Source organism: Pantoea deleyi (assembly GCF_022647325.1).
GTDB lineage: Bacteria > Pseudomonadota > Gammaproteobacteria > Enterobacterales > Enterobacteriaceae > Pantoea > Pantoea deleyi.
In genome coordinates this window covers 325,523-347,071 of sequence record NZ_CP071407.1, presented here as the reverse complement: position 1 = coordinate 347,071, position 21,549 = coordinate 325,523, and the positions used below count along the sequence as shown (strand labels likewise).

The 21,549-nt window shown below is 61.1% G+C and carries 18 protein-coding genes; 11 read left to right on the top strand and 7 right to left on the bottom strand.

Annotated features, from left to right (window positions below):
* Nucleotides 1-95 precede the first annotated feature (95 nt).
* Nucleotides 96-644: a YbhB/YbcL family Raf kinase inhibitor-like protein gene (locus J1C59_RS20840; RefSeq protein ID WP_128086139.1), complete on the top strand. Its 549-nt coding sequence runs from the start codon at nucleotides 96-98 to the stop codon at nucleotides 642-644.
* Between the two features lie 41 nt (nucleotides 645-685).
* Here the strand turns inward: J1C59_RS20840 and J1C59_RS20835 are convergent, their stop codons facing one another.
* Nucleotides 686-1,552 carry an alpha/beta fold hydrolase gene (locus J1C59_RS20835; protein WP_140916902.1) on the bottom strand — a complete coding sequence of 289 codons (867 nt, stop codon included), beginning with the start codon at nucleotides 1,550-1,552 and terminating at the stop codon, nucleotides 686-688.
* 175 nt (nucleotides 1,553-1,727) lie between these two features.
* On the opposite strand from J1C59_RS20835, the gene J1C59_RS20830 reads away from it, so the two are divergent.
* A complete protein-coding gene (locus tag J1C59_RS20830; protein ID WP_128086138.1) occupies nucleotides 1,728-2,327 on the top strand; it encodes a CGNR zinc finger domain-containing protein in 600 nt (199 codons plus the stop codon).
* Nucleotides 2,328-2,367: 40 nt separating this feature from the next.
* On the opposite strand, the gene proP is transcribed toward J1C59_RS20830, so the two are convergent.
* Nucleotides 2,368-3,834, bottom strand: coding sequence for a glycine betaine/L-proline transporter ProP (gene proP, locus J1C59_RS20825; RefSeq protein ID WP_128086137.1), 1,467 nt, complete (start codon nucleotides 3,832-3,834; stop codon nucleotides 2,368-2,370).
* A gap of 472 nt (nucleotides 3,835-4,306) precedes the next feature.
* Here proP and J1C59_RS20820 point away from each other — a divergent pair, with 472 nt between their 5' ends.
* From J1C59_RS20820 to J1C59_RS20795, 6 genes are all read left to right on the top strand, one after another.
* Nucleotides 4,307-5,326: an isopenicillin N synthase family dioxygenase gene (locus J1C59_RS20820; RefSeq protein ID WP_128086136.1), complete on the top strand. Its 1,020-nt coding sequence runs from the start codon at nucleotides 4,307-4,309 to the stop codon at nucleotides 5,324-5,326.
* A gap of 30 nt (nucleotides 5,327-5,356) precedes the next feature.
* Nucleotides 5,357-6,160 (top strand): MetQ/NlpA family ABC transporter substrate-binding protein, encoded by an 804-nt coding sequence (locus J1C59_RS20815; RefSeq protein WP_128086140.1) that lies wholly within the window; start codon nucleotides 5,357-5,359, stop codon nucleotides 6,158-6,160.
* Nucleotides 6,153-6,941, top strand: coding sequence for a methionine ABC transporter ATP-binding protein (locus J1C59_RS20810; protein WP_128086135.1), 789 nt, complete (start codon nucleotides 6,153-6,155; stop codon nucleotides 6,939-6,941). Before J1C59_RS20815 ends, J1C59_RS20810 begins: the two co-directional genes overlap by 8 nt.
* Nucleotides 6,929-7,597, top strand: a complete 669-nt coding sequence (locus J1C59_RS20805; RefSeq protein ID WP_111139640.1) for a methionine ABC transporter permease — start codon at nucleotides 6,929-6,931, stop codon at nucleotides 7,595-7,597. The genes J1C59_RS20810 and J1C59_RS20805 overlap by 13 nt, the downstream gene beginning before the upstream one ends.
* A 229-nt stretch (nucleotides 7,598-7,826) precedes the next feature.
* Complete coding sequence (locus tag J1C59_RS20800) at nucleotides 7,827-8,423, top strand: NAD(P)H-dependent oxidoreductase (RefSeq protein ID WP_128086134.1); 597 nt, start codon at nucleotides 7,827-7,829, stop codon at nucleotides 8,421-8,423.
* The gene (locus J1C59_RS20795) at nucleotides 8,420-9,028 is read left to right on the top strand and encodes a TetR/AcrR family transcriptional regulator (RefSeq protein WP_128086133.1); all 609 of its coding nucleotides are present in this window, start codon (nucleotides 8,420-8,422) and stop codon (nucleotides 9,026-9,028) included. The genes J1C59_RS20800 and J1C59_RS20795 overlap by 4 nt, the downstream gene beginning before the upstream one ends.
* Nucleotides 9,029-9,113: 85 nt before the next feature.
* On the opposite strand, the gene malG is transcribed toward J1C59_RS20795, so the two are convergent.
* The 3 genes from malG to malE form a co-directional block, all read right to left on the bottom strand.
* Nucleotides 9,114-10,004: a maltose ABC transporter permease MalG gene (malG, locus tag J1C59_RS20790; protein ID WP_111139643.1), complete on the bottom strand. Its 891-nt coding sequence runs from the start codon at nucleotides 10,002-10,004 to the stop codon at nucleotides 9,114-9,116.
* Between the two features lie 100 nt (nucleotides 10,005-10,104).
* Complete coding sequence (gene malF / locus J1C59_RS20785; RefSeq protein ID WP_128086132.1) at nucleotides 10,105-11,631, bottom strand: maltose ABC transporter permease MalF; 1,527 nt, start codon at nucleotides 11,629-11,631, stop codon at nucleotides 10,105-10,107.
* Nucleotides 11,632-11,690: 59 nt separating this feature from the next.
* Nucleotides 11,691-12,881, bottom strand: coding sequence for a maltose/maltodextrin ABC transporter substrate-binding protein MalE (malE, locus tag J1C59_RS20780; RefSeq protein WP_128086131.1), 1,191 nt, complete (start codon nucleotides 12,879-12,881; stop codon nucleotides 11,691-11,693).
* 362 nt (nucleotides 12,882-13,243) lie between these two features.
* Here malE and malK point away from each other — a divergent pair, with 362 nt between their 5' ends.
* The 3 genes from malK (at nucleotide 13,244) to malM (ending at nucleotide 16,743) form a co-directional block, all read left to right on the top strand.
* The gene (gene malK / locus J1C59_RS20775) at nucleotides 13,244-14,353 is read left to right on the top strand and encodes a maltose/maltodextrin ABC transporter ATP-binding protein MalK (RefSeq protein WP_128086130.1); all 1,110 of its coding nucleotides are present in this window, start codon (nucleotides 13,244-13,246) and stop codon (nucleotides 14,351-14,353) included.
* Nucleotides 14,354-14,395: 42 nt separating this feature from the next.
* Nucleotides 14,396-15,697, top strand: coding sequence for a maltoporin (locus J1C59_RS20770; protein WP_128086129.1), 1,302 nt, complete (start codon nucleotides 14,396-14,398; stop codon nucleotides 15,695-15,697).
* Nucleotides 15,698-15,801: 104 nt separating this feature from the next.
* Nucleotides 15,802-16,743: a maltose operon protein MalM gene (gene malM / locus J1C59_RS20765; protein ID WP_140916901.1), complete on the top strand. Its 942-nt coding sequence runs from the start codon at nucleotides 15,802-15,804 to the stop codon at nucleotides 16,741-16,743.
* A 223-nt stretch (nucleotides 16,744-16,966) separates the two neighbouring features.
* Here malM and malQ read toward each other — a convergent pair whose 3' ends face one another.
* A complete protein-coding gene (gene malQ, locus J1C59_RS20760; RefSeq protein WP_140916900.1) occupies nucleotides 16,967-19,042 on the bottom strand; it encodes a 4-alpha-glucanotransferase in 2,076 nt (691 codons plus the stop codon).
* A gap of 8 nt (nucleotides 19,043-19,050) precedes the next feature.
* Nucleotides 19,051-21,453, bottom strand: coding sequence for a maltodextrin phosphorylase (malP, locus tag J1C59_RS20755; protein ID WP_128084853.1), 2,403 nt, complete (start codon nucleotides 21,451-21,453; stop codon nucleotides 19,051-19,053).
* Between the last annotated feature and the right edge of the window lie 96 nt (nucleotides 21,454-21,549).

Below are 21,549 nucleotides of genomic sequence, written 5' to 3'. Positions count from 1 at the left end.
GCCGGGCCAACGGCGCGAAAGCCGTTATAGTAAGCAGGTTGCAACGCAATCTGCACGGGCATGCGTGTCCGGGTTAATCTGATAAGGAGTGGCTGGTGAAAAAATTACTCTGCGCGACGATACTGGCAGCGTTGCCCGTGACCACACTGGCGGCGTCGGTATTTACGCTGCAATCGAAAGACTTCAGTGACAATGCGCTACTGGATAAGAAATTTGCCGGTGCCAATAAAAGTAATCCTTCCTGTACCGGTGAGAACGTTTCTCCTGAACTCAACTGGTCTGCCGTTCCGTCCGGCACCCGCAGCCTGGCGCTGCTGATGACCGATCCGGTCGGGGCGAAAGGGCTGGGCGTCACGCACATGGTGGCCTATAACATTCCCGCCAGCCGCTCTTCATTCGCTCAGGGGGCACTGACGCAGGGCAAGGGCTATACCGGCGGTAAAAACAGCCCCGGCACGCTGCACTACTATGGGCCCTGTCCGCCGGCGGGCAGCGGCCTGCATCACTACAACTTCGTCCTCATCGCCACCGATCTGCCGGTGGGCCAGCTGAAAGCGGGCCTGACCCAGACAGAGCTGGTCGCCGAGCTTAAAGGCCACGCGCTGGGCGCGGCCAGCACGGTCGGCCGTTTCAGCAACGAATAGCAACGCCCCCGCAGAGGCAGCCACCTGCCTCTGCACATCGCCTACTCTGCGCTGAACCGAGCCCGTATCCGCGACGCGATATAGTCGGTATGCGTCTCCAGCGCAAAATGCCCGCTGTCGAGCAGTTCTACTTCCGCCTGCGGATTATCACGCTGCCAGGCGGCTGCGCCCGGTGGAATAAAGAAGGGATCGTGCCTGCCCCAGATCACCAGTGTGGGCACCTGATGCTGGCGGAAGAACGCCTGAAACGCAGGATAGCGTTCCAGATTGCTGGCGTAATCCAGAAACAGGGCCAGCTGAATCGCTTTGTTGCCGGGGCGCGCCATCAGCAGCGTGTCCAGCGTGTAAGTTTCCGGCGCGACCTGCTGTGGATCACTGACGCCATGCAGATACTGCCATTTCACCCCTTCCGCCGTCAGCACATTGTCGCGGACCACCTGACGGTTCGCTTCGCTGGGGTCCGCCCACATCGCACGCACCGGCGCCCAGGCTTCCCCCAGTCCTTCCAGATAGGCGTTGCCGTTCTGCGAAATTAATCCGGTGACGCGATCGGGATAGGCCAGCGCCAGCCGCAGGCCCGCCGGTGCGCCATAGTCAAAGAGATACATCGCATAACGCGTCAGCCCCAGCGCATCGACAAACGCGGTCAGCGTCTGGCCGAGTGCATCAAATGTCCACGAATAGTGGCGTTCAGCCGGGACCTCTGTAAATCCAAAACCCGGTAAATCGGGGGCGATGAGGTGAAACTTATCGGCCAGAAGCGGGATCAGATTCCGGAACTGATGTGATGAGGCGGGAAAGCCGTGCAGCAGCAGCAACACCGGCAGGGAGGGATCGCCCGCTTCGCGGTAGAAAACGTTAACGCCGTCCGCCTGCTGATAGCGGTATGAAACAGAGTGTGCGCTCATAGGAGATTCCTGTAACTGGTAAATTGGGATTTATATGGTTACATAATCAGGGTAGGTCGCCAGGCTGTAACCTGTCAAATGAATTTATAAGGGTTACATCACCCGAGGTACCTGCTAAAATCGGGGTTGAAAGCAGGCGCCGGGGCGAAACCGCATTATGAGAGGAGGCAGTAGCATGAGTGACACACAGGTACACAGCGGCCAGGGGCCGTGGTTTCTGGCCGATCATCCGGCGCTGGATTTCATCAACACCGAGGCCATCGTCGAGGGCGCGCCGCACGATTTCTGGCAAACCGATCGGGACGTGGACGCCTGGCTGACGCAGGCCGGACTGGCATCCGATGAACCGGCGTCAGACGGGGCCGAAGGTGCGCTGTTGCAGGCCGCGCGGCAGTTGCGCCAGCTTATTCGCGACAGCGTGCAGCAGCAGAAAGCGGGTAAGCGCGTGGACTGGCAGGCGCTGAATGGCTGGCTGAATCAGGCCACCAGTCATCTGCAGCTCACTGAAGAGCAGGGTGTCTGGCAGATCAGGCGAATCTACGCGGGTCAGAATGCAGAGCAGCGGCTGGGTAAGGTGGCGGAGCAGGCCGCGCTGCTGCTGACGCAGGAGGATTTCAGCAGGGTGCGTGCCTGTGAGCATCCTGCCTGCACGCTCTGGTTTTATGACCGGACGAAAGCGCATCGCCGACGCTGGTGCAGCATGGCGCTGTGTGGCAATCGGGCGAAAGTGGCGCGTTTCCGGCAGTTAAATGCGGTCACCCGATCGGGGGATTAAGTGATAAAAAAACACCCTGCAGCGCAGGGTGTCGGAAGCGTTATTTTGCCGGTGTGGCGGCGGGCTTGTTGCGCTTGCGCAGCTTGTCGATCAGACGATGCGCCTCCGCTTTGGTCGCTACCGCCGGGGATGATCCGGTCAGCGGCTGGCGGGCCGTCTCACGCACTGTGAGGATGGTCAGCAGACCGATAATGCCCGCGCCCATCATATAGTAGGCCGGCATCATGGTATTTTGGGTGGTATCCACCAGCCAGGCGGTAATCAGCGGCGTCGTGCCGCCAAACAGCGACACCGAGAGGTTAAAGCCGATCGCCAGGGCGCTGTAACGGATGTCAGTGGTAAACAGCGCAGGCAGCGTCGAAGGCATGGTGCCACTGAAGCAGGTGTGCAGCACACCCAGAATCAGCAGACCGCCAAAGACGGCCCACATATTACCGGAACCGATCAGCATAAAGCTCGGGATAGCCAGCAGGATCAGACCCACCGCGCCGAAACCGATGACCGGACGACGGCCGATGCGGTCGGTCCAGCGACCCCACAGCAGCGTCAGCGGCATCATCACAAACATGGCGACCATCACCAGCAGCAGACCGCTCAGCTCCGGCAGGCCCAGCACGCCGGTCAGGTAGCTCGGCATGTAGGAGGTCAGCATATAGTTGGAGACGTTAAACAGCAGCACCAGACCAATACATTTCAGCATCGGCGCACGGTATTTGCTCAGCATCTGCATCAGCGTCAGACGCGGTTTACTTTGCTCCAGCGCCTCCTGCTTTTCCATGTGCTGCTGGAATGCCGGGGTCTCTTCCAGCTTCAGTCGCACATAGAGACCGAACAGGCCCAGCGGCGCGGCGATGAAGAACGGCACGCGCCAGCCCCAGGACATCATCGCTTCGTTCGACATCAGGGTCGTCATGACCGTCACCAGGCTGGCACCCAGCAGGTAGCCGCCGATGGTGCCGAACTCCAGGAAGCTGCCCATGAAGCCACGGCGTTTATCGGTGGAGTACTCCGCGATAAAGGTCGCTGCGCCGCCATACTCACCGCCGGTGGAGAAGCCCTGAACCAGGCGCGCCACCAGCAGCAGAATCGGTGCCATGATGCCAATTGACGAGTAAGCCGGGATCAGCCCGATACAGAATGTCCCGATCGACATCATGATCATCGTCATTGCCAGCACTTTCTGTCGGCCGATGCGATCCCCCAGCGGACCAAATACCAGTCCGCCGATCGGGCGCACCAGGAAGGCCGCCGCAAAGGTACCGAAAGTGGCGATCAGCTGCACCGCGTTGTTGGCGTCGGGGAAAAAGACTTTGCCGATAATGACGGCGAGATAGCTGTACACCCCGAAGTCGAACCATTCCATCGCATTACCTAATGCCGCCGCGCCAACCGCACGCTTCAGCATGTCATTATCAATAACGGTAATGTCATCCACAGTCAGCTCTTTAGGCTTCCTGTTCCAGAAATGTTTCTTAGGGTGTTCAGACGATGAGTTTCTGGTGTCCATATTCTCCTCAGGTACTTCAGTGAAGGAGTCTTATAGCTTTCGCAGCCGCAAACGGTGTTCAGAAAATGTGGAAAAGAAAGCTATAAGAAGCCGAAAAAGATCCGTGCAGCGGCAGAAACCGCAGCCGCTAAACCATAGACCACGATTGTAAGGTTTTGCAAGTTTTCAGCCGGAAAAGCTACATTTGCTGACAAAAGCAGCAGGCTCTGCTTAGTCGGATTCACTTTGCTGCTGAAAAAAACTGGCCGAAGAGGCGGGCTTTTTTCGCGTTTCGGGAACACGCAGGAGTCTGATGTGACAACGTCACCATCGGGCGCGTGGCGACGCTGCCAGACAGAGTAATCTGCGGGTGAGAGCGAAAGAGAGGGTGGGATATATTCATCCGCCGCATATCCATAGCAGGATTAGTTGGTAGTTAACGCGTAACTGAAATGGCAATGTAAACCTATTCCATGCCAGCAGAGTGTTAATCATGAGCACATTAACCCCGGCCGCATTGCCGGTCATCGATTTCGCCTTATTGTCGGGAAGTCAGCAGCAGAAGCAGCAGGTTCTGAAAACATTAAGCCAGGCCGCGCGTGATGTCGGCTTCTTCTATCTGATCAATCACGGCGTTGACCGCCAGCTGTCCGATGCGGTGCAGCAGGTCTCGCGGCAGTTCTTTGCCCTGCCACAGGCGGATAAAGACGCTGTGGCGATGGCGAACTCCCCGCATTTTCGCGGCTACAACCTGGCGGGCGTGGAAATCACCCGCAGCCAGCCCGACTTTCGCGAACAGTTTGATATCGGCGCCGAGCGCGAAGCCCTGCCGGTAACCGCTGATTCACCCGCCTGGCAACGGATGCAGGGGCCGAACCAGTGGCCGCAGGCGTTGCCGGCACTGCAGAGCGTCGTGACACGCTGGCAGGAGCAGATGACCGCGGTAGCGCTGGAGCTGCTGCGCGCGTTTGCCGATGCGCTGGATCTGCCGCGCAACGCCTTCGATAACCTCTACGGCGACTATCCCAATGAACATATCAAGCTGATCCGCTATCCGGGCCGCACAGAGGGCGAATCGCGCCAGGGGGTCGGCGCGCATAAAGATTCGGGCTTCCTGACGATGTTACTGCAGGATGACCAGCCGGGTTTACAGGTTGAGGTGACGCCGGATCGCTGGATCGATGCGTCACCGCGTCCCGGCGCGTTTGTGGTCAACATCGGCGAGCTGCTGGAGCTGGCGACCAACGGCTATCTGCGTGCCACCGTGCATCGCGTGGTGTCGCCGCAGCAGAACAGTGAGCGCTTATCCATCGCCTTCTTCCTGGGCGCCCAGCTCGACACCGTGGTGCCAGTCTATCAGCTTCCGCCGCAGCTGGCGGCCCTGGCGCAGGGTCCGACCAGCGATCCGCTTAATCCGCTGCTGCGCGAAGTGGGCTGGAACTACCTTAAAGGCCGTCTGCGTTCGCATCCCGACGTCGCCCGGCGCTTTTATGCTGAACAGCACACGCACTAACCTACTTCCCATAACGATAAGAGATAAATGATGATGAAAAAGCCCTTACTGGTGCTGGCCGGTCTTTCCCTGCTGATTGCACAGAATTTACAGGCCGCACCGCTGCGCGTCGCCGCCGACCCGCTGCCGCACGCGGAGATCCTGGAGTATGTCAAAACCCTGGACCCGAAACTGGATATAAAGATTGTCGAGCTGAGCAACGGCGTGAACGCCAATGAACTGCTGGCTGCCGGTGATGTGGATGCCAACTACTTCCAGCATCTGCCTTACCTGAAAGATCAGGAAAAGGCGCTGGGCAAAACCTTTGCCGTGGTGGCCAGCGTCCACATCGAGCCGCTGGGCATCTATTCGCACAAGGTAAAATCGCTGGCAGCGCTGCCTGAAGGGGCGAGCATCGCCGTTCCGAATAACACCACTAACCTGAGCCGCGCGCTCTGGCTGCTGCAGGACAAAGGGGTGATTAAGCTCAACGCCAAAGGCGAGGCGGGTTCGACGCTGGTCACGCCGAAAGATATCAGCGACAACCCGAAAAAGGTGAAGATCGTTGAGATCGAGTCTCCCCAGATACCCCGTTCGCTGGATGATGTGGACGCCGCCGTCATCAACGGCAACTACGCGCTGGAGGCGGGGCTGAACCCGGCCAAAGATGCGCTGGGGCTGGAATCCGCGGCCCATAACCCTTACGCCAACCTGCTGGTGACCACGCCGGCGCTGGAGAAAGATCCGCGTGTGGTTCAGCTGGCGAACGATCTGCGTTCCCCGCAGGTGGCGGCGTTTATCCGCAAAACCTACCAGGGCTCTGTGATCCCGGTTGCGGACCCGCAGCATGATTAACATCTGTCATCTGCATAAACAGTATGCTGGCGCGCCTGCGCCAGCCCTGGACGACATCTCGCTGACCATCGAAGAGGGCACCATCTTCGGCATTCTGGGCCGGAGCGGTGCGGGCAAAAGTACCCTGCTGCGCTGTCTGAACCGGCTGGAGCATCCCTCTTCGGGCCGGATCGAGATTGACGGGCAGGATCTTGCGGCGATGGACCTGGCGCAGCTGCGCCAGCAGCGGCAGCAGATGGGCATGATCTTTCAGCACTTCAACCTGCTCCATTCCCGCAACGTCCATGACAACATCGACCTGGCACTGGAAATCGCCGGGGTGCCGGTCAGGCAGCGTCGTGATCGGGTCGCCGCGTTACTGACGCGGGTGGGGCTGGATGACTTTGCGGCAGCCTGGCCGTCGCAGCTCTCCGGTGGACAGAAGCAGCGTGTCGGCATCGCCCGCGCGCTGGCTGCCCGTCCCCGCTATCTGCTGTGCGACGAGGCGACCAGCGCACTGGATCCTGAAACCACCACCGCGATTCTCGATCTGCTGGCCGATATTCAGCAGCAGCTCAACATCACGATTGTGATGATCACGCATGAGATGGCGGTGGTGAAGCGCATCTGTCACGGCGCGGCGCTGCTGGAGCATGGCCGGCTGGTGGAGAGCGGCAGCCTGAGCCAGATCATGGGCCGCCAGGAGGGACGCCTGCGCGCAATGCTGCTGAAGGATGGCGAAGCGGATCGGGCGTTTATCGAAAAATATCAGCGAGAGGCGATGACCCGATGCGTAGCATGAGTCTTGATCGGTTCCAGGCACTGCTGCTCAACGCCACAGGCGAGACGCTCTACATGGTGCTGATGGCGGCGCTGTTCACGGTCGCGATAGGGCTGCCGGTGGGTGTGCTGCTGTTTCTGACCCGGCCGCAGGGCCTGCTGCCGAATCGCGCGATCGCGCTGCTGCTGAACACCCTGGTCAACACCGGCCGCGCCCTGCCGTTTGTGGTGCTGCTGATCGCACTGATCCCCGTTACCCGACTGCTGGTCGGCACCACGCTGGGCAGTACCGCGGCGATCGTGCCGATTACGCTGGGCGCCTTTCCCTTTTTTGCCCGCATCGTCGAGAACGCGCTGGATGAGGTCGATCGTGGCCGCATAGAGGCGGTGGTGTCGATGGGCGGCACGCTGTGGCATATCGTCAGCCGCGTGCTGCTGCCGGAAGCGCTGCCCGCGCTGGTGGCGGGGATCACCCTGACAATCGTGATGCTGATTGGCTTCTCGGCGATGGCGGGCGTGGTCGGTGGCGGGGGGCTGGGCGATCTGGCGATTCGCTACGGCTACCAGCGCTTCGACAATCAGATCATGGCGGCCACCATTGTCGTGCTGCTGGCGCTGGTGATGCTGATCCAGAAACTCGGCGACCGGCTGGTCCGTTCGCTGGCTTATCGCCGCTGACCGCCCCGTGATGCGGGCAGACCCGTGACGCGTAATACAACGGCCGGAAGGGTGATCCGCAAGGGGGTGAATCCGGCCGCTCCGCTTTTCCGCTGTCCTCAGTTGTATGCCCCCGCCAATCTTTAACAGCAGATGCGTTTTGCAGGATCAATAATCACCGCCACTTGATAACCTGCCATTAGTAACTTACCTTTAGTAACTTAATGGTGAAGCAGGTAAGGTGACGACGATGCAGGCATTATTGGTAACTTCTCATCCTCATCATGAGGCGCATACCCACCGCGTGGCGGACCAGCTGGCGCAGGGCATTATGGCGACCGGGCAGCATACCGTGGAACGCGCGGATCTGGCGGCAGAGGGTTTCGACCCCCGTTTTACCCTCGATGACCATCGCCGTTTCAACGGCGAGACTGGCGTTCCCGCCGATGTGCTGGCGGAGCAGCAGCGTCTCGATCGGGCGGATGCGCTGGTGCTGGTCTATCCGGTTTACTGGTGGTCTTTTCCGGCGCAGCTGAAAGGGTGGATTGATCGGGTCTTTATTCAGGAGTGGGCCTTCAGCGAACAGGAGGGCCGGATCGTGAAACGGCTCGGGCACCTGCCGGTGCATCTGTTCGCTATCGGCGCGGCCGACACCCGCACATATCTGCGGCGCGGCTATTTCACCAGCATGCGAAATCAGATCGAGCAGGGTATCTTCGGCTACTGTGGCGCGCCGGTGGTAACCAGCGAACTGTTACTGACGGGCGATGAGGGGTATCCTGACGCCCATTACCGCCAGGCCCGGCAGTGGGGCCAGCAAATTTTTAGCCCGCAGGAACCCCGATGACCGCTGAAAAACCGGCCCGTAAACGCCTTTCCCGCGAGGCCCGGCGCAGACAGTTAGCCGATGTCGCATGGCAGATCATGCGGGCTGAAGGAAGTGAGGCGCTGACGCTGGCACGGGTTGGCGAGGCGGCGGGCGTCAGCAAGCCGGTGGTTTACGATCACTTCACCACCCGTCACGGGCTGCTGGCCGCGCTGTATGACGATTTCGACCGCCGTCAGACTGAGCGAATGGACGCCGCCATGCGTGCCGCGCCAATGCGCGTGCAGGCGAAAGCGGAAGTGCTGGCGGCCTGCTATGTGGACTGCGTGATGACGGAGGGCAGAGAAATCCCGGACCTGCTCTCCGCCCTCAGCACTTCGCCGGAACTGGCTGCGGTCAGGCGCCACTATCAGCTCGATTTTATCCGCCGCTGTCAGCACTGGTTTGCGCCTTTTACCGGCCGCGCGGGGATCCCGGAAGCCGGCATGTGGGGCTTGCTGGGGGCTGCGGATGGCATCGCGGGGGCGGTTGCCCGCGGCGATATCGGGCAGGCAGAAGGTCAGCAGGCGCTGACGGCCCTGATCGTGGCGCTGGTGGCGGGCGACCCTCGGCCGGAAGCGCCATAAATGAAAAATGGCGGCCCGCAGGCCGCCGAAACATTCAACCACAACAGACGTTGTGTAAGCAGTGGCAACGCACAATGATGATCGTTTAGCCTTTCACCCCGCCAGCGGTCAGACCGCTTACCAGCCAGCGCTGCGCCAGCAGGAACACCAGGGTTATCGGGATCGCGGAGAGCACGGCCGCCGCGGCAAAGTCGCCCCACAGATAGTTCTGCGGATTCAGATACTGCTGCATTCCGACCGCCAGCGTGTAGCTGTTCACATCGCGCAGCAGCAGCGAGGCAACCGGCACCTCCGTTACCGCGGCGATAAAGGCCAGAATAAACACCACCGCCAGAATCGGCACCGATAACGGCAGCAGAACCAGCCGGAACGCCTGCCACGGCGTCGCGCCATCGAGCGCGGCGGCCTCTTCCAGCGATCCATCGATCGTTTCGAAATAGCCCTTAATCGTCCAGACATGCAGCGCGATACCGCCCAGATAGGCGAAGATCACGCCTCCGTGCGTATTCAGCCCGATAAAAGGCAGATACTGACCCAGCCGGTCAAACAGGGCATAGAGCGCCACCAGCGACAGCACCGCCGGAAACATCTGGAAGATCAGCATCCCCTTCAGCAGGCTGGCACGACCGGCGAAGCGCATCCGGGCGAAAGCGTAGGCGCAGGTGGTGGAGAGCGCCACGATGCCCAGCGCGCTGATGGCGGCAATCTTGACGGAGTTCCACAACCAGAGCAGCACCGGGAAGGGCGGCGGCGTGACCCGCCCATCCGCATGTTCCACGCTGAAACCCAGCGCCAGCCGCCAGTGCTCCCAGGAAATCTGTTCCGGTATCAGGCTGCCGGTGGCGAAGTTACCGGCACGCAGCGAAATCGCGATCACCATCAGCAGCGGAAAGAGGATCGCCGCGATAAATAACAGCAGCAGCAGATGCGTGAACAGCAAACGCAGCCGTTGAGATTTGGGTTGGACCATAGCCATAAGCACTCCTCATCGCCCGATCCCCGGGCTCTCTTGTTGGTCAGCACCCGGCAGCGCATACCCGTTTACGGGCACCTGTTGCGCCTGCCGGGCCAGAGCGTTAGTCGAACTTCATCCGCGAGGCTTTCAGGTTGATTACCGCCAGCGCCCCCACCAGCAGGAAGATCAGCGTGGCGATGGCCGCCGCCAGGCCAAAGTCCTGCCCGCCGCCGCCTTCGAAGGCGATACGCCAGGTGTAGTTGACCAGCAGGTCGGTATAACCGGCCGGGGTGGTCGTCCCCAGACGATCCGGTCCGCCGTTGGTCAGCAACTGCACCAGCACGAAGTTGTTAAAGTTGAAGGCGAAGCTGGCGATCATCAGCGGCATCAGCGGCTTGAGCAGCAGCGGCAGCGTAATCAGGAAGAAGTTCTGCAGCGGACCGGCACCGTCCATCGCCGAGGCTTCATAGAGATCGTCCGGAATGGCCTTCAGCAGTCCCATGCAGAGGATCATCATGTAGGGGTAGCCCAGCCAGGTATTGACGATAATCAGCATGGTGCGCGCCAGCGTCGGATCGCTGAACCAGGCGGGCTTAACACCAAACAGCCCGCTGAGCATGACGTTGATCTCACCGAAGCTCTGGTTGAACAGCCCTTTGAAAATCAGGATCGAGATAAACGCCGGAACGGCATAGGGCAGGATCAGCATGACCCGATAGATCGCCTTGCCGCGCAGCGCCTCCCACTGGACCAGACAGGCCAGCACCATCCCCACGGCGACCGTCAGAACGACGGTGATCAGCGAGAAAAAGAGCGTCCAGCCAAATATCGCCAGGAACGGCTTCTGAATGCCTTCATCGGTGAAGACCCGCACAAAGTTTTTCCAGCCAGTGTTGACGGTGAAACCGGGGCTTAACGTTTCGTTGCCCCAGTGGTTCTGCGCATCCACCACCTGATAAAAACCCGTCTCTGGATTGGCACGGTAGCGGGCACCGGTTTGCTGGTTGATGAGTCCCTTCTCTGCGTCCAGCCGATAGAGCGGCTGAGTGCCGGAGAACTGGCGCAGCGAACTCATGCGCAACGTGCGGCCATCGGGCAGCGTGGCCTGAATCTGGCTCAGTGCCTGACGGTGAGTGGTAATGACGCGCAGGGTTGCGCGTTCACCCGCAGGCGGCGGCGCGGGCGTCATTTTCAGCGTCTGCTCCGCGCCGAACTGAAAAGGCGGCGAAAGATAGTGCTCACTGCCGTCGCTCAGCGCCAGCTGCCAGCGATCGCCCGCCGGGAAGAGCGAGAAACTGACCGCTTCACCCGACTGAAAGGCGCGGCTCAGCAGCACCTGCTGCGCCCGCTCAAAGGTAAGCTGGTTGCTGCTGCTGTAGTTAGTAAAGGCAATGGCGATGGTGCAGGCGAGCGGGAACAGCACAAACAGCGCCATGCCCGCCACGCCCGGATAGACATAACGCCACGCATAGGCGCGACGGTTACCATAAATCCAGAGGCCCAGCGCGCTGAGGATCAGCGTCAGCAGCGCAAACAGATATTCACCCTGCGCGTACATCAGCACCAGCAGATAGCCGACCAGCAGACAGCCAATCCCGATGAGAACGCTCTTAAGCAGCAGACTGCGCGTTTTCGGTTTTCCTGACATGATGCGGTTTTCCTTAACGGTCACTCAGGCCGGGCAGAAGCCCGGCTGCAAAAGGGGAATTACTTTTTCAGGCGGGCCTGGGCATCTTTCAGCGCTGCGTCAACGCTCTGACGACCGCCCAGCGCGTTCAGGGTGGCGGTGCGCATGGCGTACCAGAAAGCGGCCATCTGCGGAATGTTCGGCATGATGTCACCCTGCTGAGCGTTGCTCATGGTGGCGGCGATCCGTGAATCCTTCTCCAGGGTCTGCTGGAACGACTTCAGCGCGACGGCGCCCAGCGGTTTATCTTTGTTAACCGCATCCAGTCCGGCGTCGGTCAGCAGATAGTTTTCCAGGAACTCCTTCGCCAGCTCTTTGTTGGGGCTGGCTGCGTTGATCCCGGCGCTCAGCACGCCCACAAAGGCTTTCGACGGCTGACCTTTCAGGGTCGGCAGCGCCGTAACGCCATAGTCGATACCGCTCTTGTCAAGGTTGCCCCAGGCCCAGGGGCCGTTGATGGTCATGGCGGTTTCGCCTTTATTAAAGGCGGCCTCGGCGATGGAGTAGTCGGTGTCCGCATTCAGCACTTTGGCTTTAACCTGGTCGACCAGGAACTGCATGCCCGCTTTCGCACCGGCGTTGTCCACGCCTACATCCTTCACATCGTAGTGGCCGTCCTTCAGCTTAAACGCGTAGGCGCCGCCAGCGGCCAGCAGCGGCCAGGTGAAGTAGGGCTCCTGCAGGTTGAACATGATGGCGCTTTTGCCCTTAGCCCGGAGCTGTTTGTCGAGCGCGGCGATCTCCTCCCAGGTTTTCGGTGCGTCCGGCAGCAGTTTTTTGTTGTAGATGAGGGATAACGACTCCACCGAGATCGGGTAGCCGATCAGCTTGCCGTCGAAGCGAACGGCGTCCCAGGTGAACGGAAAAATCTTCTCACGGAAGCTGGCGTCCGGGGTGATCTCCGCCAGCAGGCCCGACTGCGCGTAGCCACCAAAGCGATCGTGCGCCCAGAAGATGATGTCCGGGCCATCGCCGGTCGCCGCTACCTGCGGATACTTCTCTTCCATCTTGTCAGGATGCTCGACCGTGACCTTGATACCGGTCTCCTGCTCAAATTTCTTGCCCACTTCGGCCAGGCCGTTGTAGCCCTTGTCACCGTTGATCCAGATGACCAGTTTACCTTCCTCGATTTTTGCCAGGGCACTTGCCGAAAAGAGCACGGCAGAGAGGGCAGAGAGGGCCAGAATTCTTGCTCCGGTTTTCATCGTCATAAATCCATCCTGTTTGCGGAAGTGGGGAATGCTCTACCGGCATCATTGTGCGTATCCGTCGGGGCTTCTCATCCTCCCCGCCTCTACGCCCCGCAGGCAATCGCTGTGATCGCGCTGGCAAAAAGCCCGTTAAGCGCGCGCTTAAGCGATAAAAATCGATGCGGGTCTGCGCGGGCGATCACAAAAAAGCGTGGCGGCGTGCGGCGCGCCGTTTGTGGCCGCGTTTCTCCTCCTCCCGTCTCCTCCCCCAGCAGATTGCCGGGCGGCGGAGGATGTTACCGATTATCTCCTCTCGCATAGTGAGCCCCGGAACCCGTCTGCCGCGGAGCAGACACCAATGAGCAGCTAAGAGGGAAGGGATCATGGCGAGCGTTGTGCTACGCAATGTCACAAAAGCCTGGGGCGATACGGTGGTGTCGAAAGATATCGATCTCACTATCGGCGAAGGGGAATTTGTTGTTTTCGTGGGCCCATCGGGCTGCGGCAAATCGACGCTGCTGCGCATGATTGCCGGACTGGAAACCATCACCCGCGGCGAGCTGTTAATCGGCGACCGCCGCATGAATGAGGTGCCGCCTGCCGAACGCGGCATCGGCATGGTGTTTCAGTCCTATGCGCTCTATCCGCATCTGTCGGTGGCGGAGAACATGTCGTTTGGCCTGAAACTGGCGGGCGTCAGGAAAGCTGACATTCAGCAGCGGGTAAACCAGGTGGCAGAGATCCTGCAACTGGCGCATCTGCTGGATCGGCGGCCCAAAGCCCTGTCGGGCGGGCAGCGTCAGCGCGTGGCGATTGGCCGTACGCTGGTGGCCGAGCCGCGCGTTTTCCTGCTGGATGAACCGCTGTCGAACCTCGACGCGGCGCTGCGCGTCCAGATGCGGATTGAGATCTCCCGTCTGCACAAGCGCCTGAAGCGCACCATGATCTACGTGACCCACGATCAGATTGAAGCGATGACGCTGGCCGACAGGATCGTGGTGCTGGACGCCGGACGCATCGCGCAGGTCGGCAAGCCGCTTGAACTCTACCACTACCCTGCGAATCGCTTTGTCGCCGGGTTTATCGGCTCACCCAAAATGAATTTCCTGCCGGTCAAAGTGACCGCCACCGCCATCGACCAGGTGCAGGTGCGGCTGCCCAATCAGCAGCTGGTCTGGCTGCCGGTGGACAGTGCCGGCGTTCAGGTGGGCAGCAATATGTCGCTCGGCATCCGGCCGGAGCACCTGCTCTCCAGCGACATCGCCGACGTCACCCTGGAGGGTGAGGTGCAGGTGGTGGAACAGCTGGGGCATGAAACACAAATCCACATCGAGATTCCCGCTATCCGTCAGAACCTGGTCTACCGCCAGGAGGACGTCGTGCTGGTAAAAGAGGGCACCATCCTCGGCATTGGCCTGCCGCCCGAGCGTTGTCACCTGTTCCGTGAGGACGGGAGTGCGTGTCGCAGGCTCTATCAGGAGCCGGGCGTATAGCCCTGCCAAAACAATAAAAGCAATGACCTCAGGAGATAGAAAATGTTAACTCTGCGCAAACTTCCCCTTGCCGTTGCCGTCGCGGCAGGAATTCTCTCCGCCCCGACGATGGCGGTCGACTTTACCGGCTATGCCCGTTCCGGCATCGGCTGGACCGGCAGCGGGGGCGAACAGCAATGTTTCCAGGCGACCGGCGCGCAAAGTAAATACCGTCTGGGTAACGAGTGCGAAACCTACGCCGAACTGAAATTAGGCCAGGAAGTGTGGAAAGAGGGCGATAAGAGCTTCTATTTCGACACCAACGTGGCCTACTCCGTGGCGCAGCAGAATGACTGGGAGGCGACCTCGCCCGCCTTCCGTGAAGCCAACGTCAAGGGTAAAAACCTGATCGACGCGCTGCCAGGCTCAACCATCTGGGCCGGTAAACGCTTCTATCAGCGTCATGACGTACACATGATCGACTTCTACTACTGGGACATCTCCGGTCCGGGTGCCGGTCTGGAAGATGTGGATCTCGGCTTTGGTAAGCTCTCCTTCGCCGCGACCCGCTCCTCGGAAGCGGGCGGTTCTTACACCTTCTCCAGCGATCGTATCCGTGATTTTGCCACGCGCACCGCCAACGACGTGTTTGATGTGCGCCTGGCGGGTCTGGAAACCAACCCGGACGGCGTGCTGGAGCTGGGTGTGGACTATGGCCGCGCCAATGCCCGCGACGGCTACCGCATCGAAGATGGCGCGTCGAGGGATGGCTGGATGTTCACCGCCGAACATACCCAGAGCATGCTGAAAGGCTACAACAAGTTTGTGCTGCAGTACGCCACCGACGCGTTGACCTCGCAGGGCAAAGGCGTGCCGCAGGGCACCAGCCTGAACAACAACGGGGATATGTACCGCGTGCTCGACCACGGTGCCATCTCGCTGGCCGAACGCTGGGATCTGATGTATGTGGCGATGTACCAGAACATCGATCTGGATAACAACCGCGGCACCCAGTGGTACACCGTGGGCGTGCGCCCGATGTACAAATGGACCCCCATCATGAGCACCCTGCTGGAGCTGGGCTACGACAACGTGAAGTCGCAGCAGGCGAACGAGCGTAACGGCCAGTACAAAGTGACGCTGGCACAGCAGTGGCAGGCGGGCGACAGCATCTGGTCACGTCCGGCGCTGCGTCTGTTCGCGACCTACGCCAAATGGGATGAGAAGTGGGGCTACAACAAAGACAGCGCTGGCGATCTCACCACGTTCGCCTCCGCTGACAGCAGCGGCAACGGCATCCTGACCAACAGCCGTGGTAAAGATGATGAAGTGACTTTCGGCGCGCAGATGGAAATCTGGTGGTAAGCCAGCCCCTGTTCTGACAGGCGCAACCCTGCGCCTGATGGATCGCTTTGGTGGCGGTGTGCCATTGCCTGGTTCACACCGCTGCCCGCAATAAGGTAAGCATAATGAAAATGAAAAAACTGGCTGCGCTCTGCCTGAGTGCGGCGTTACTGACAGGCGCCGTGCGGCCCGTGCTGGCTGAGGTCAATCTGGTGCCACAGGATCTCTCTGCTGCGCCCGCTGTCGCGCCCGAAAATCTTCAGCGCCTGAGCTGGCAGCCAGTGGCGGCCGCGCAGACGCAGACCACAAAACTGGCGAACAGCGGACAGACGCTGAATGCGCCCACCATCGCCGGGCCGGTGGCGGCCTACAGCCTGCCCGCTAACATCGGCGAACTGACTCTGACGCTGAGCAGCGAGGTGGCGAACGGCCAGGTCTTTGCCCCTAACGTGCTGGTGCTGGATGAAAATCTGCGTCCCGCCGCCTGGTTCCCGAGCCGCTATTTCACCTATCAGAAGCCGGGCGTGATGACGGCCGATCGGCTGGAAGGCGTGATGAAACTGACCCCTGCGCTGGGGCAGCAGAAAATTTATCTGCTGGTGTTCACCACCGACAGCGATCTGACCCAGACCACGACCTTACTCGACCCGGCGAAAGCCTATGCGCTGGGCACGGGCCACGCCGTGCCGGATATTCCCGATCCCGTCGCCAGCCACAGCCGTGAAGGCACAATTAAGCTGAAAATGCAGACCAGTTCCGGTTCGTCTATCCTGGTCGGCCCATTGTTTGGCTCATCCGGCCCGGGCGCGGTCACCGTTGGCAATACCGCCGCACCTGCACCGGCCTACGCTGCAGCGCCGGCACCCGCTCCGGCCGCCGCGCCTGCGGCAAAACCGCGTGCGGAACCGATCATGCACGACACCGAGCGTTACTTTAATCAGCAGATCACACAGGCGGTTAACAGCGGCAATATCGATAAAGCGCTGAAACTGCTGGATGAAGCTGAGCGGGTGGGTTCCACCTCCGCACGGCAAACCTTTATCAGTAGTGTTAAAGGCAAGGGGTGAAGCGGCCCCGATACTATTGATGCTGACCCATCTGGTGCGCTCCGGCGCACCTTTTTTTTAAGGGCAGAACAGGCAGGGCGCCGGGATAGGGCGACAGAAGATTGGCAGGCTATCGGCGCAATAGCATGATGGGAGAGCGGCCCGCCAGGCTTACCCGCCGCCGCCGGTGAAACCCGTTAACCGGTGGCGGGCGACGCCAGGCTTGCCGCCCTCCTTATTTACTTCAGCGTTGCACCGACCGCTTCCGCCTCGCCGTCAGATCCCGCAACAGCGAATGGGTTTTGGGATCGCTGAACATCTCCTCAATCGTCACGCTCAGTTTCCGCCGCCAGTTGGGATATTCGTCGCTGGTGCCGGGGATGTTGACCGGCGCGGCCATATCCAGCCAGTCTTCCGGCTGCAGCCCCAGCAGGGCGCTGTGACTGTCAGCCAGATAACGCTGCATCGCCCGGTTCAGCGCCTTGCTCATCCCGGTGCGGCGCGCCTCGCGTCCGGCCCGTTTCGGCAGCGCACCGACCCGATGCAGGCTGTTCAGCAGCGCCTGTTTTGCCCGCAGACGATCCTCATACAGCCCGGCCAGCACCCCTTTATCCGGATAGAGCCCGAGCTGAGCGCCAGTGGTCAGGTCATCACTCTGCCACCAGCCGCGCAGGGTCGGCAGATCGTGCGTGGTGGCGACGGCCATCGCCTGTCGCGGCCAGCTCGCGGGCGCGCGGAAGCCATCGTCGCTGCACTGTTCAAACCAGAGCACTTTGTAGGAGTAAACCCCGCCATCCCGCAGCTTATCGACAATCGCCTCCGGCACGGTGCCGAGGTCTTCGCCAATCACCATACAGCGATGACGCTGACTTTCCAGCGCCAGAATCGCCAGCAGGTCGTCGAGGGGATAGTTTACGTAGGCGCCGTGCATTGCGCTTTCCCCGGCCGGGATCCACCACAACCGCATCAGCGCCATCACATGATCGATGCGCAGCGCGCCGCAGTGACGCATGTTGGCGCGCAGCAGGGCGATCCACGGCTCCCAGGCGCGCTGGCGCATCACCTGCGGATCCATCGGCGGCAATCCCCAGTCCTGGCCGCGCGGGCCGAGAATATCGGGCGGTGCGCCGATGCTGGCGTCCAGGCAGTAGAGATCGCGTTCGCTCCAGGTTTCTGCACCGCCGCGTGCGACGCCGACGGCCAGATCGCGATAGAGTCCCGGCGTCATCTGCTGCTGCTGGCAATCCTGCCAGCACGCCGCGAACTGCTGTGCGGCCAGCCACTGCAGCCAGAGCCAGAAGCGAACCTGATCCTCATTCACCCGCAGGAAGCGCTGCACCGCCGGACTGCCGGGGTGCTGCATCTCTTTCGGCCAGGCTGGCCAGCCCCAGCGCTGGCTGTCCTGCGCCATCTGGTCGGCGTGCAGCGCATCAAACAGCGCCTGATGCTGCAGGCTTTCGCCGCCCTCGCGGATAAACGCATTAAACGCCTCTACGTCGGGGTCGCTCACGGCGCGCCCGGTGAAGTGCGGCCACGCCAGGCGCAGCGCCGCCAGCTTCAGCCGGGTGACTGCGGCATGATCGACCCACGCCGCCGCGCGTGCCTCTGCCAGCGCCTGCTGCGTCTCCGTCTGCGCCCACCAGGCCTGCGCGGCGGGGCTCTGCCGGAAGTCTGTCACGGCGTTCACATCAATATAGAGAACGTTAAGCCAGCGGCGGGACGAGGGGCTGTAAGGACTGGCACTCTCCGGGCTGGAGGGGAACAGCGCATGGATCGGATTCAGGCCGATAAAGGCCCCGCCCCGCGCGACGACCTCCGGCAGCATCCGGCGCAGATCGCCAAAGTCACCGATGCCCCAGTTCTCCGCCGAACGCAGGGTGTAGAGCTGGACGCAGGCGCCCCACAGTGAGTCGCCCGCTTGCAGCGCGGGTGGCTCATAGCAGCGGGTCGGGGCGATGATGATCCGGCACGACCACTGCTGTGCATCCTGCTGCAGCGTCAGCTGATGATAACCTTCGGGCAGCGGCGGCAAATGCAGCGGCTGGCCGGGCTGGCAGCGCCCGGAACTGATCCCGCCCGCTTCGCTGGTGAGATGCCAGTGGGCATCCCCCTGTAACTGCGGCGACAGGCGCAGCGGGTCGTCGCGGCGAAAAATCACCGCCGGCGGCAGCGGCGTGCCGGGCTGGCCCGGCGGCTGCATCACCGCCAGCAGGCGCTGACGGGTCTGGGCCGGGATCGCCTGCGGCTTGCCGTGCGCATTAATATACTCTGCGGCGATGCCCGCCCTGGAGAACGCATCCAGCATGGAATCTGTTTTCATGGCGTTCCTTAGCGTTTCGCTTGCCAGATGCGCTGCTGATAATCGCGGATGGCGCGATCGGAGCTGAACATGCCACAGCGGGCGGTATTGAGGATAGCGGCTCGCGTCCAGGCGTCCGGATCGCTCCACAGCGCCTCAGCCTGCGCCTGGGCGGCCAGATAGGGCTGGAAGTCGGCCAGCACCAGATAGGGGTCGCCACCCTCCGGGCCGAGACTGTGCAGCATCGCGTCAAAAGCACCGCGATCGCCCTGGCTGAAGGTGCCATCTTCCAGCGCCTGCAGCACCTGATCAAGCTGCGGATCTTTGCTGCGCCACAGCGTAGGGTCGTAGCCGCTCTCTTTCAGCGCCACCACCTGCTCCACGGTATGGCCGAAGATAAAGATGTTTTCACTGCCCACCTGCTCCGCGATTTCGACGTTCGCGCCGTCAAGTGTGCCGATGGTCAGCGCACCGTTCAGCGCCAGCTTCATATTGCCGGTGCCGGAGGCCTCTTTCCCGGCGGTGGAGATCTGCTCGGAGAGATCGGCGGCCGGAATCAGCCGTTCAGCGACGGAGACGTTGTAGTCGGGAATGAACACCACTTTTAAGCGGTCGCCAGTGCGCGGGTCCTGATTGATCACCTCTGCCACTTTGTTGATGGCATAGATGATATTTTTCGCCAGCGCATAGCCCGGCGCGGCTTTGGCCCCAAACAGCACCACGCGCGGCGCGCGATTTGCCTGCGGATCGGTTACCAGCGTCTGCCAGAGCGCAATGATGTGCAGCAGGCTCAGATGCTGACGTTTGTACTCATGCAGGCGTTTGATCTGGACATCAAACAGCGCGGCAGGGTCGATCGCGATGCCGGTGCGCTGCTTAACCCACTCCACCAGCGCCGCCTTATTCTGCTGCTTGATGGCGCGGTATTCAGCGCGGAAGGCGGCGTCGTCCGCAAAGGCTTCCAGTCCCTGCAGCGCCGTCAGATCGTTAAGCCAGGGCTGTTGCAGCGTGCGGGTGATCAGCGCACTCAGCGCCGGGTTACACTGATTGATCCAGCGGCGCGGGGTGATGCCGTTGGTCACGTTATGGAATTTCTCCGGCCACAGCTGGTGATATTCCGGGAAGAGATCCTGCACCACCAGTTTTGAATGGAGCGCCGCCACACCGTTAACCGCGAAGCCGCTGGTGACGCAGAGGTTCGCCATCCGCAGCTGGTTATTGTGGACCAGCGCCAGCTTCGCCCATTTCGCCTCATCATCCGGCCAGCGCGCCATCACGGTGGTTTTCAGCTGCGCATTGAGGGTATTTATAATCATCATATGGCGCGGCAGCAGGCTGCGCACCAGCCGCACATCCCAGCACTCCAGCGCTTCAGGCATCAGCGTATGGTTGGTGTAGGCAAAGGTCCGCTGCGTGATCTGCCATGCGCGATCCCAGCTCAGCTGATGCTCATCCAGCAGCAGGCGCATCAGCTCCGGAATGGCCAGCGTCGGATGGGTATCATTCAGCTGGATCACTTCGTGATCGGCCAGAGATTCGATGCTGCGTCCGGCCTGATGGTGGCGGCGCAGGATGTCAGCCAGCGCACAGGCGCACTGAAAATATTGCTGCATCAGACGCAGTTTCTTCCCGTTCTGATGGTGGTCATTGGGGTAGAGCACTTTGGTCAGTTTTTCGGCATCGATGCCCTGTTGCTCCGCCCGCAGAAAGTCACCGTCGTTGAAGCGGCCGAGGTTAAAAGGCTGCGCATGTTTCGCCTGCCACAGGCGCAGAGGCTGACTGAGGCCATTCTGATAGCCGACCACCGGCAGATCCCAGGCTTCGCCCACCAGCTCAAACGCCGGTTGCCAGTGAGTCTGTCCCGCGTGGGTCACGACTTTGCCGCCGAGTCCGACCCGCACATTCAGCGCGGCGTTGTGGTTGAACCAGGGATAGCGATCGCGCTGCCAGTCATCCGGCTCTTCAATCTGCGCGCCCGCCTCAAAGTGCTGACGAAACAGCCCGTACTGATAGTTCAGGCCGTAGCCTGTCGCGGGCTGGCCCACATTCGCCATCGAATCGAGAAAGCAGGCGGCCAGCCGGCCCAGACCGCCGTTGCCCAGCGCCGGGTCAGTCTCATTTTCCAGCACGTCGCTCAGTGAAATATGCCAGGCCGAAAGCGCCTCATTCACTGCGTCATACCAGCCCAGATTCAGCAGGTTGTTGCCGGTCAGGCGACCGATCAAAAACTCCATCGACAGGTAGTTCACATGGCGCAGCGGGGTCGTGGCGGTCTGGACGGGCTGAGCCGCCAGCATATCGGCGAGCGCACCGCTCAGGGCCTGCCACCACTGTGCCGGGGTCATCGCCTGCGCATCGCGCAGGCCAAAACGCTGCCACTGGCGGGTCAGAGCAGCATGAAACTGAGTGGGATTAAAATCGGGCTGTGTCATCGCAGACGTCCTTTATAACGAAAAATGGGTCAGTGTGGTGACAGTTTGCCCGGCTGAAAAAGGGGGGGCCTCCTCCTGCAGAGAATAAGCGCAGGA

Excerpts from the sequence above, each read along its gene's own strand:
- proP (WP_128086137.1), bottom strand. The coding sequence starts at position 3,834 with ATGGACACCAGAAACTCATCGTCTGAACACCCTAAGAAACATTTCTGG.
- J1C59_RS20830 (WP_128086138.1), top strand. The coding sequence starts at position 1,728 with ATGAGTGACACACAGGTACACAGCGGCCAGGGGCCGTGGTTTCTGGCC.
- malP (WP_128084853.1), bottom strand. The coding sequence starts at position 21,453 with ATGACACAGCCCGATTTTAATCCCACTCAGTTTCATGCTGCTCTGACC.
- J1C59_RS20800 (WP_128086134.1), top strand. The coding sequence starts at position 7,827 with ATGCAGGCATTATTGGTAACTTCTCATCCTCATCATGAGGCGCATACC.
- J1C59_RS20820 (WP_128086136.1), top strand. The coding sequence starts at position 4,307 with ATGAGCACATTAACCCCGGCCGCATTGCCGGTCATCGATTTCGCCTTA.
- malK (WP_128086130.1), top strand. The coding sequence starts at position 13,244 with ATGGCGAGCGTTGTGCTACGCAATGTCACAAAAGCCTGGGGCGATACG.
- J1C59_RS20810 (WP_128086135.1), top strand. The coding sequence starts at position 6,153 with ATGATTAACATCTGTCATCTGCATAAACAGTATGCTGGCGCGCCTGCG.
- J1C59_RS20770 (WP_128086129.1), top strand. The coding sequence starts at position 14,396 with ATGTTAACTCTGCGCAAACTTCCCCTTGCCGTTGCCGTCGCGGCAGGA.
- J1C59_RS20805 (WP_111139640.1), top strand. The coding sequence starts at position 6,929 with ATGCGTAGCATGAGTCTTGATCGGTTCCAGGCACTGCTGCTCAACGCC.
- J1C59_RS20815 (WP_128086140.1), top strand. The coding sequence starts at position 5,357 with ATGATGAAAAAGCCCTTACTGGTGCTGGCCGGTCTTTCCCTGCTGATT.
- malE (WP_128086131.1), bottom strand. The coding sequence starts at position 12,881 with ATGACGATGAAAACCGGAGCAAGAATTCTGGCCCTCTCTGCCCTCTCT.
- J1C59_RS20835 (WP_140916902.1), bottom strand. The coding sequence starts at position 1,552 with ATGAGCGCACACTCTGTTTCATACCGCTATCAGCAGGCGGACGGCGTT.
- malQ (WP_140916900.1), bottom strand. The coding sequence starts at position 19,042 with ATGAAAACAGATTCCATGCTGGATGCGTTCTCCAGGGCGGGCATCGCC.
- malG (WP_111139643.1), bottom strand. The coding sequence starts at position 10,004 with ATGGCTATGGTCCAACCCAAATCTCAACGGCTGCGTTTGCTGTTCACG.
- malF (WP_128086132.1), bottom strand. The coding sequence starts at position 11,631 with ATGTCAGGAAAACCGAAAACGCGCAGTCTGCTGCTTAAGAGCGTTCTC.
- J1C59_RS20795 (WP_128086133.1), top strand. The coding sequence starts at position 8,420 with ATGACCGCTGAAAAACCGGCCCGTAAACGCCTTTCCCGCGAGGCCCGG.
- malM (WP_140916901.1), top strand. The coding sequence starts at position 15,802 with ATGAAAATGAAAAAACTGGCTGCGCTCTGCCTGAGTGCGGCGTTACTG.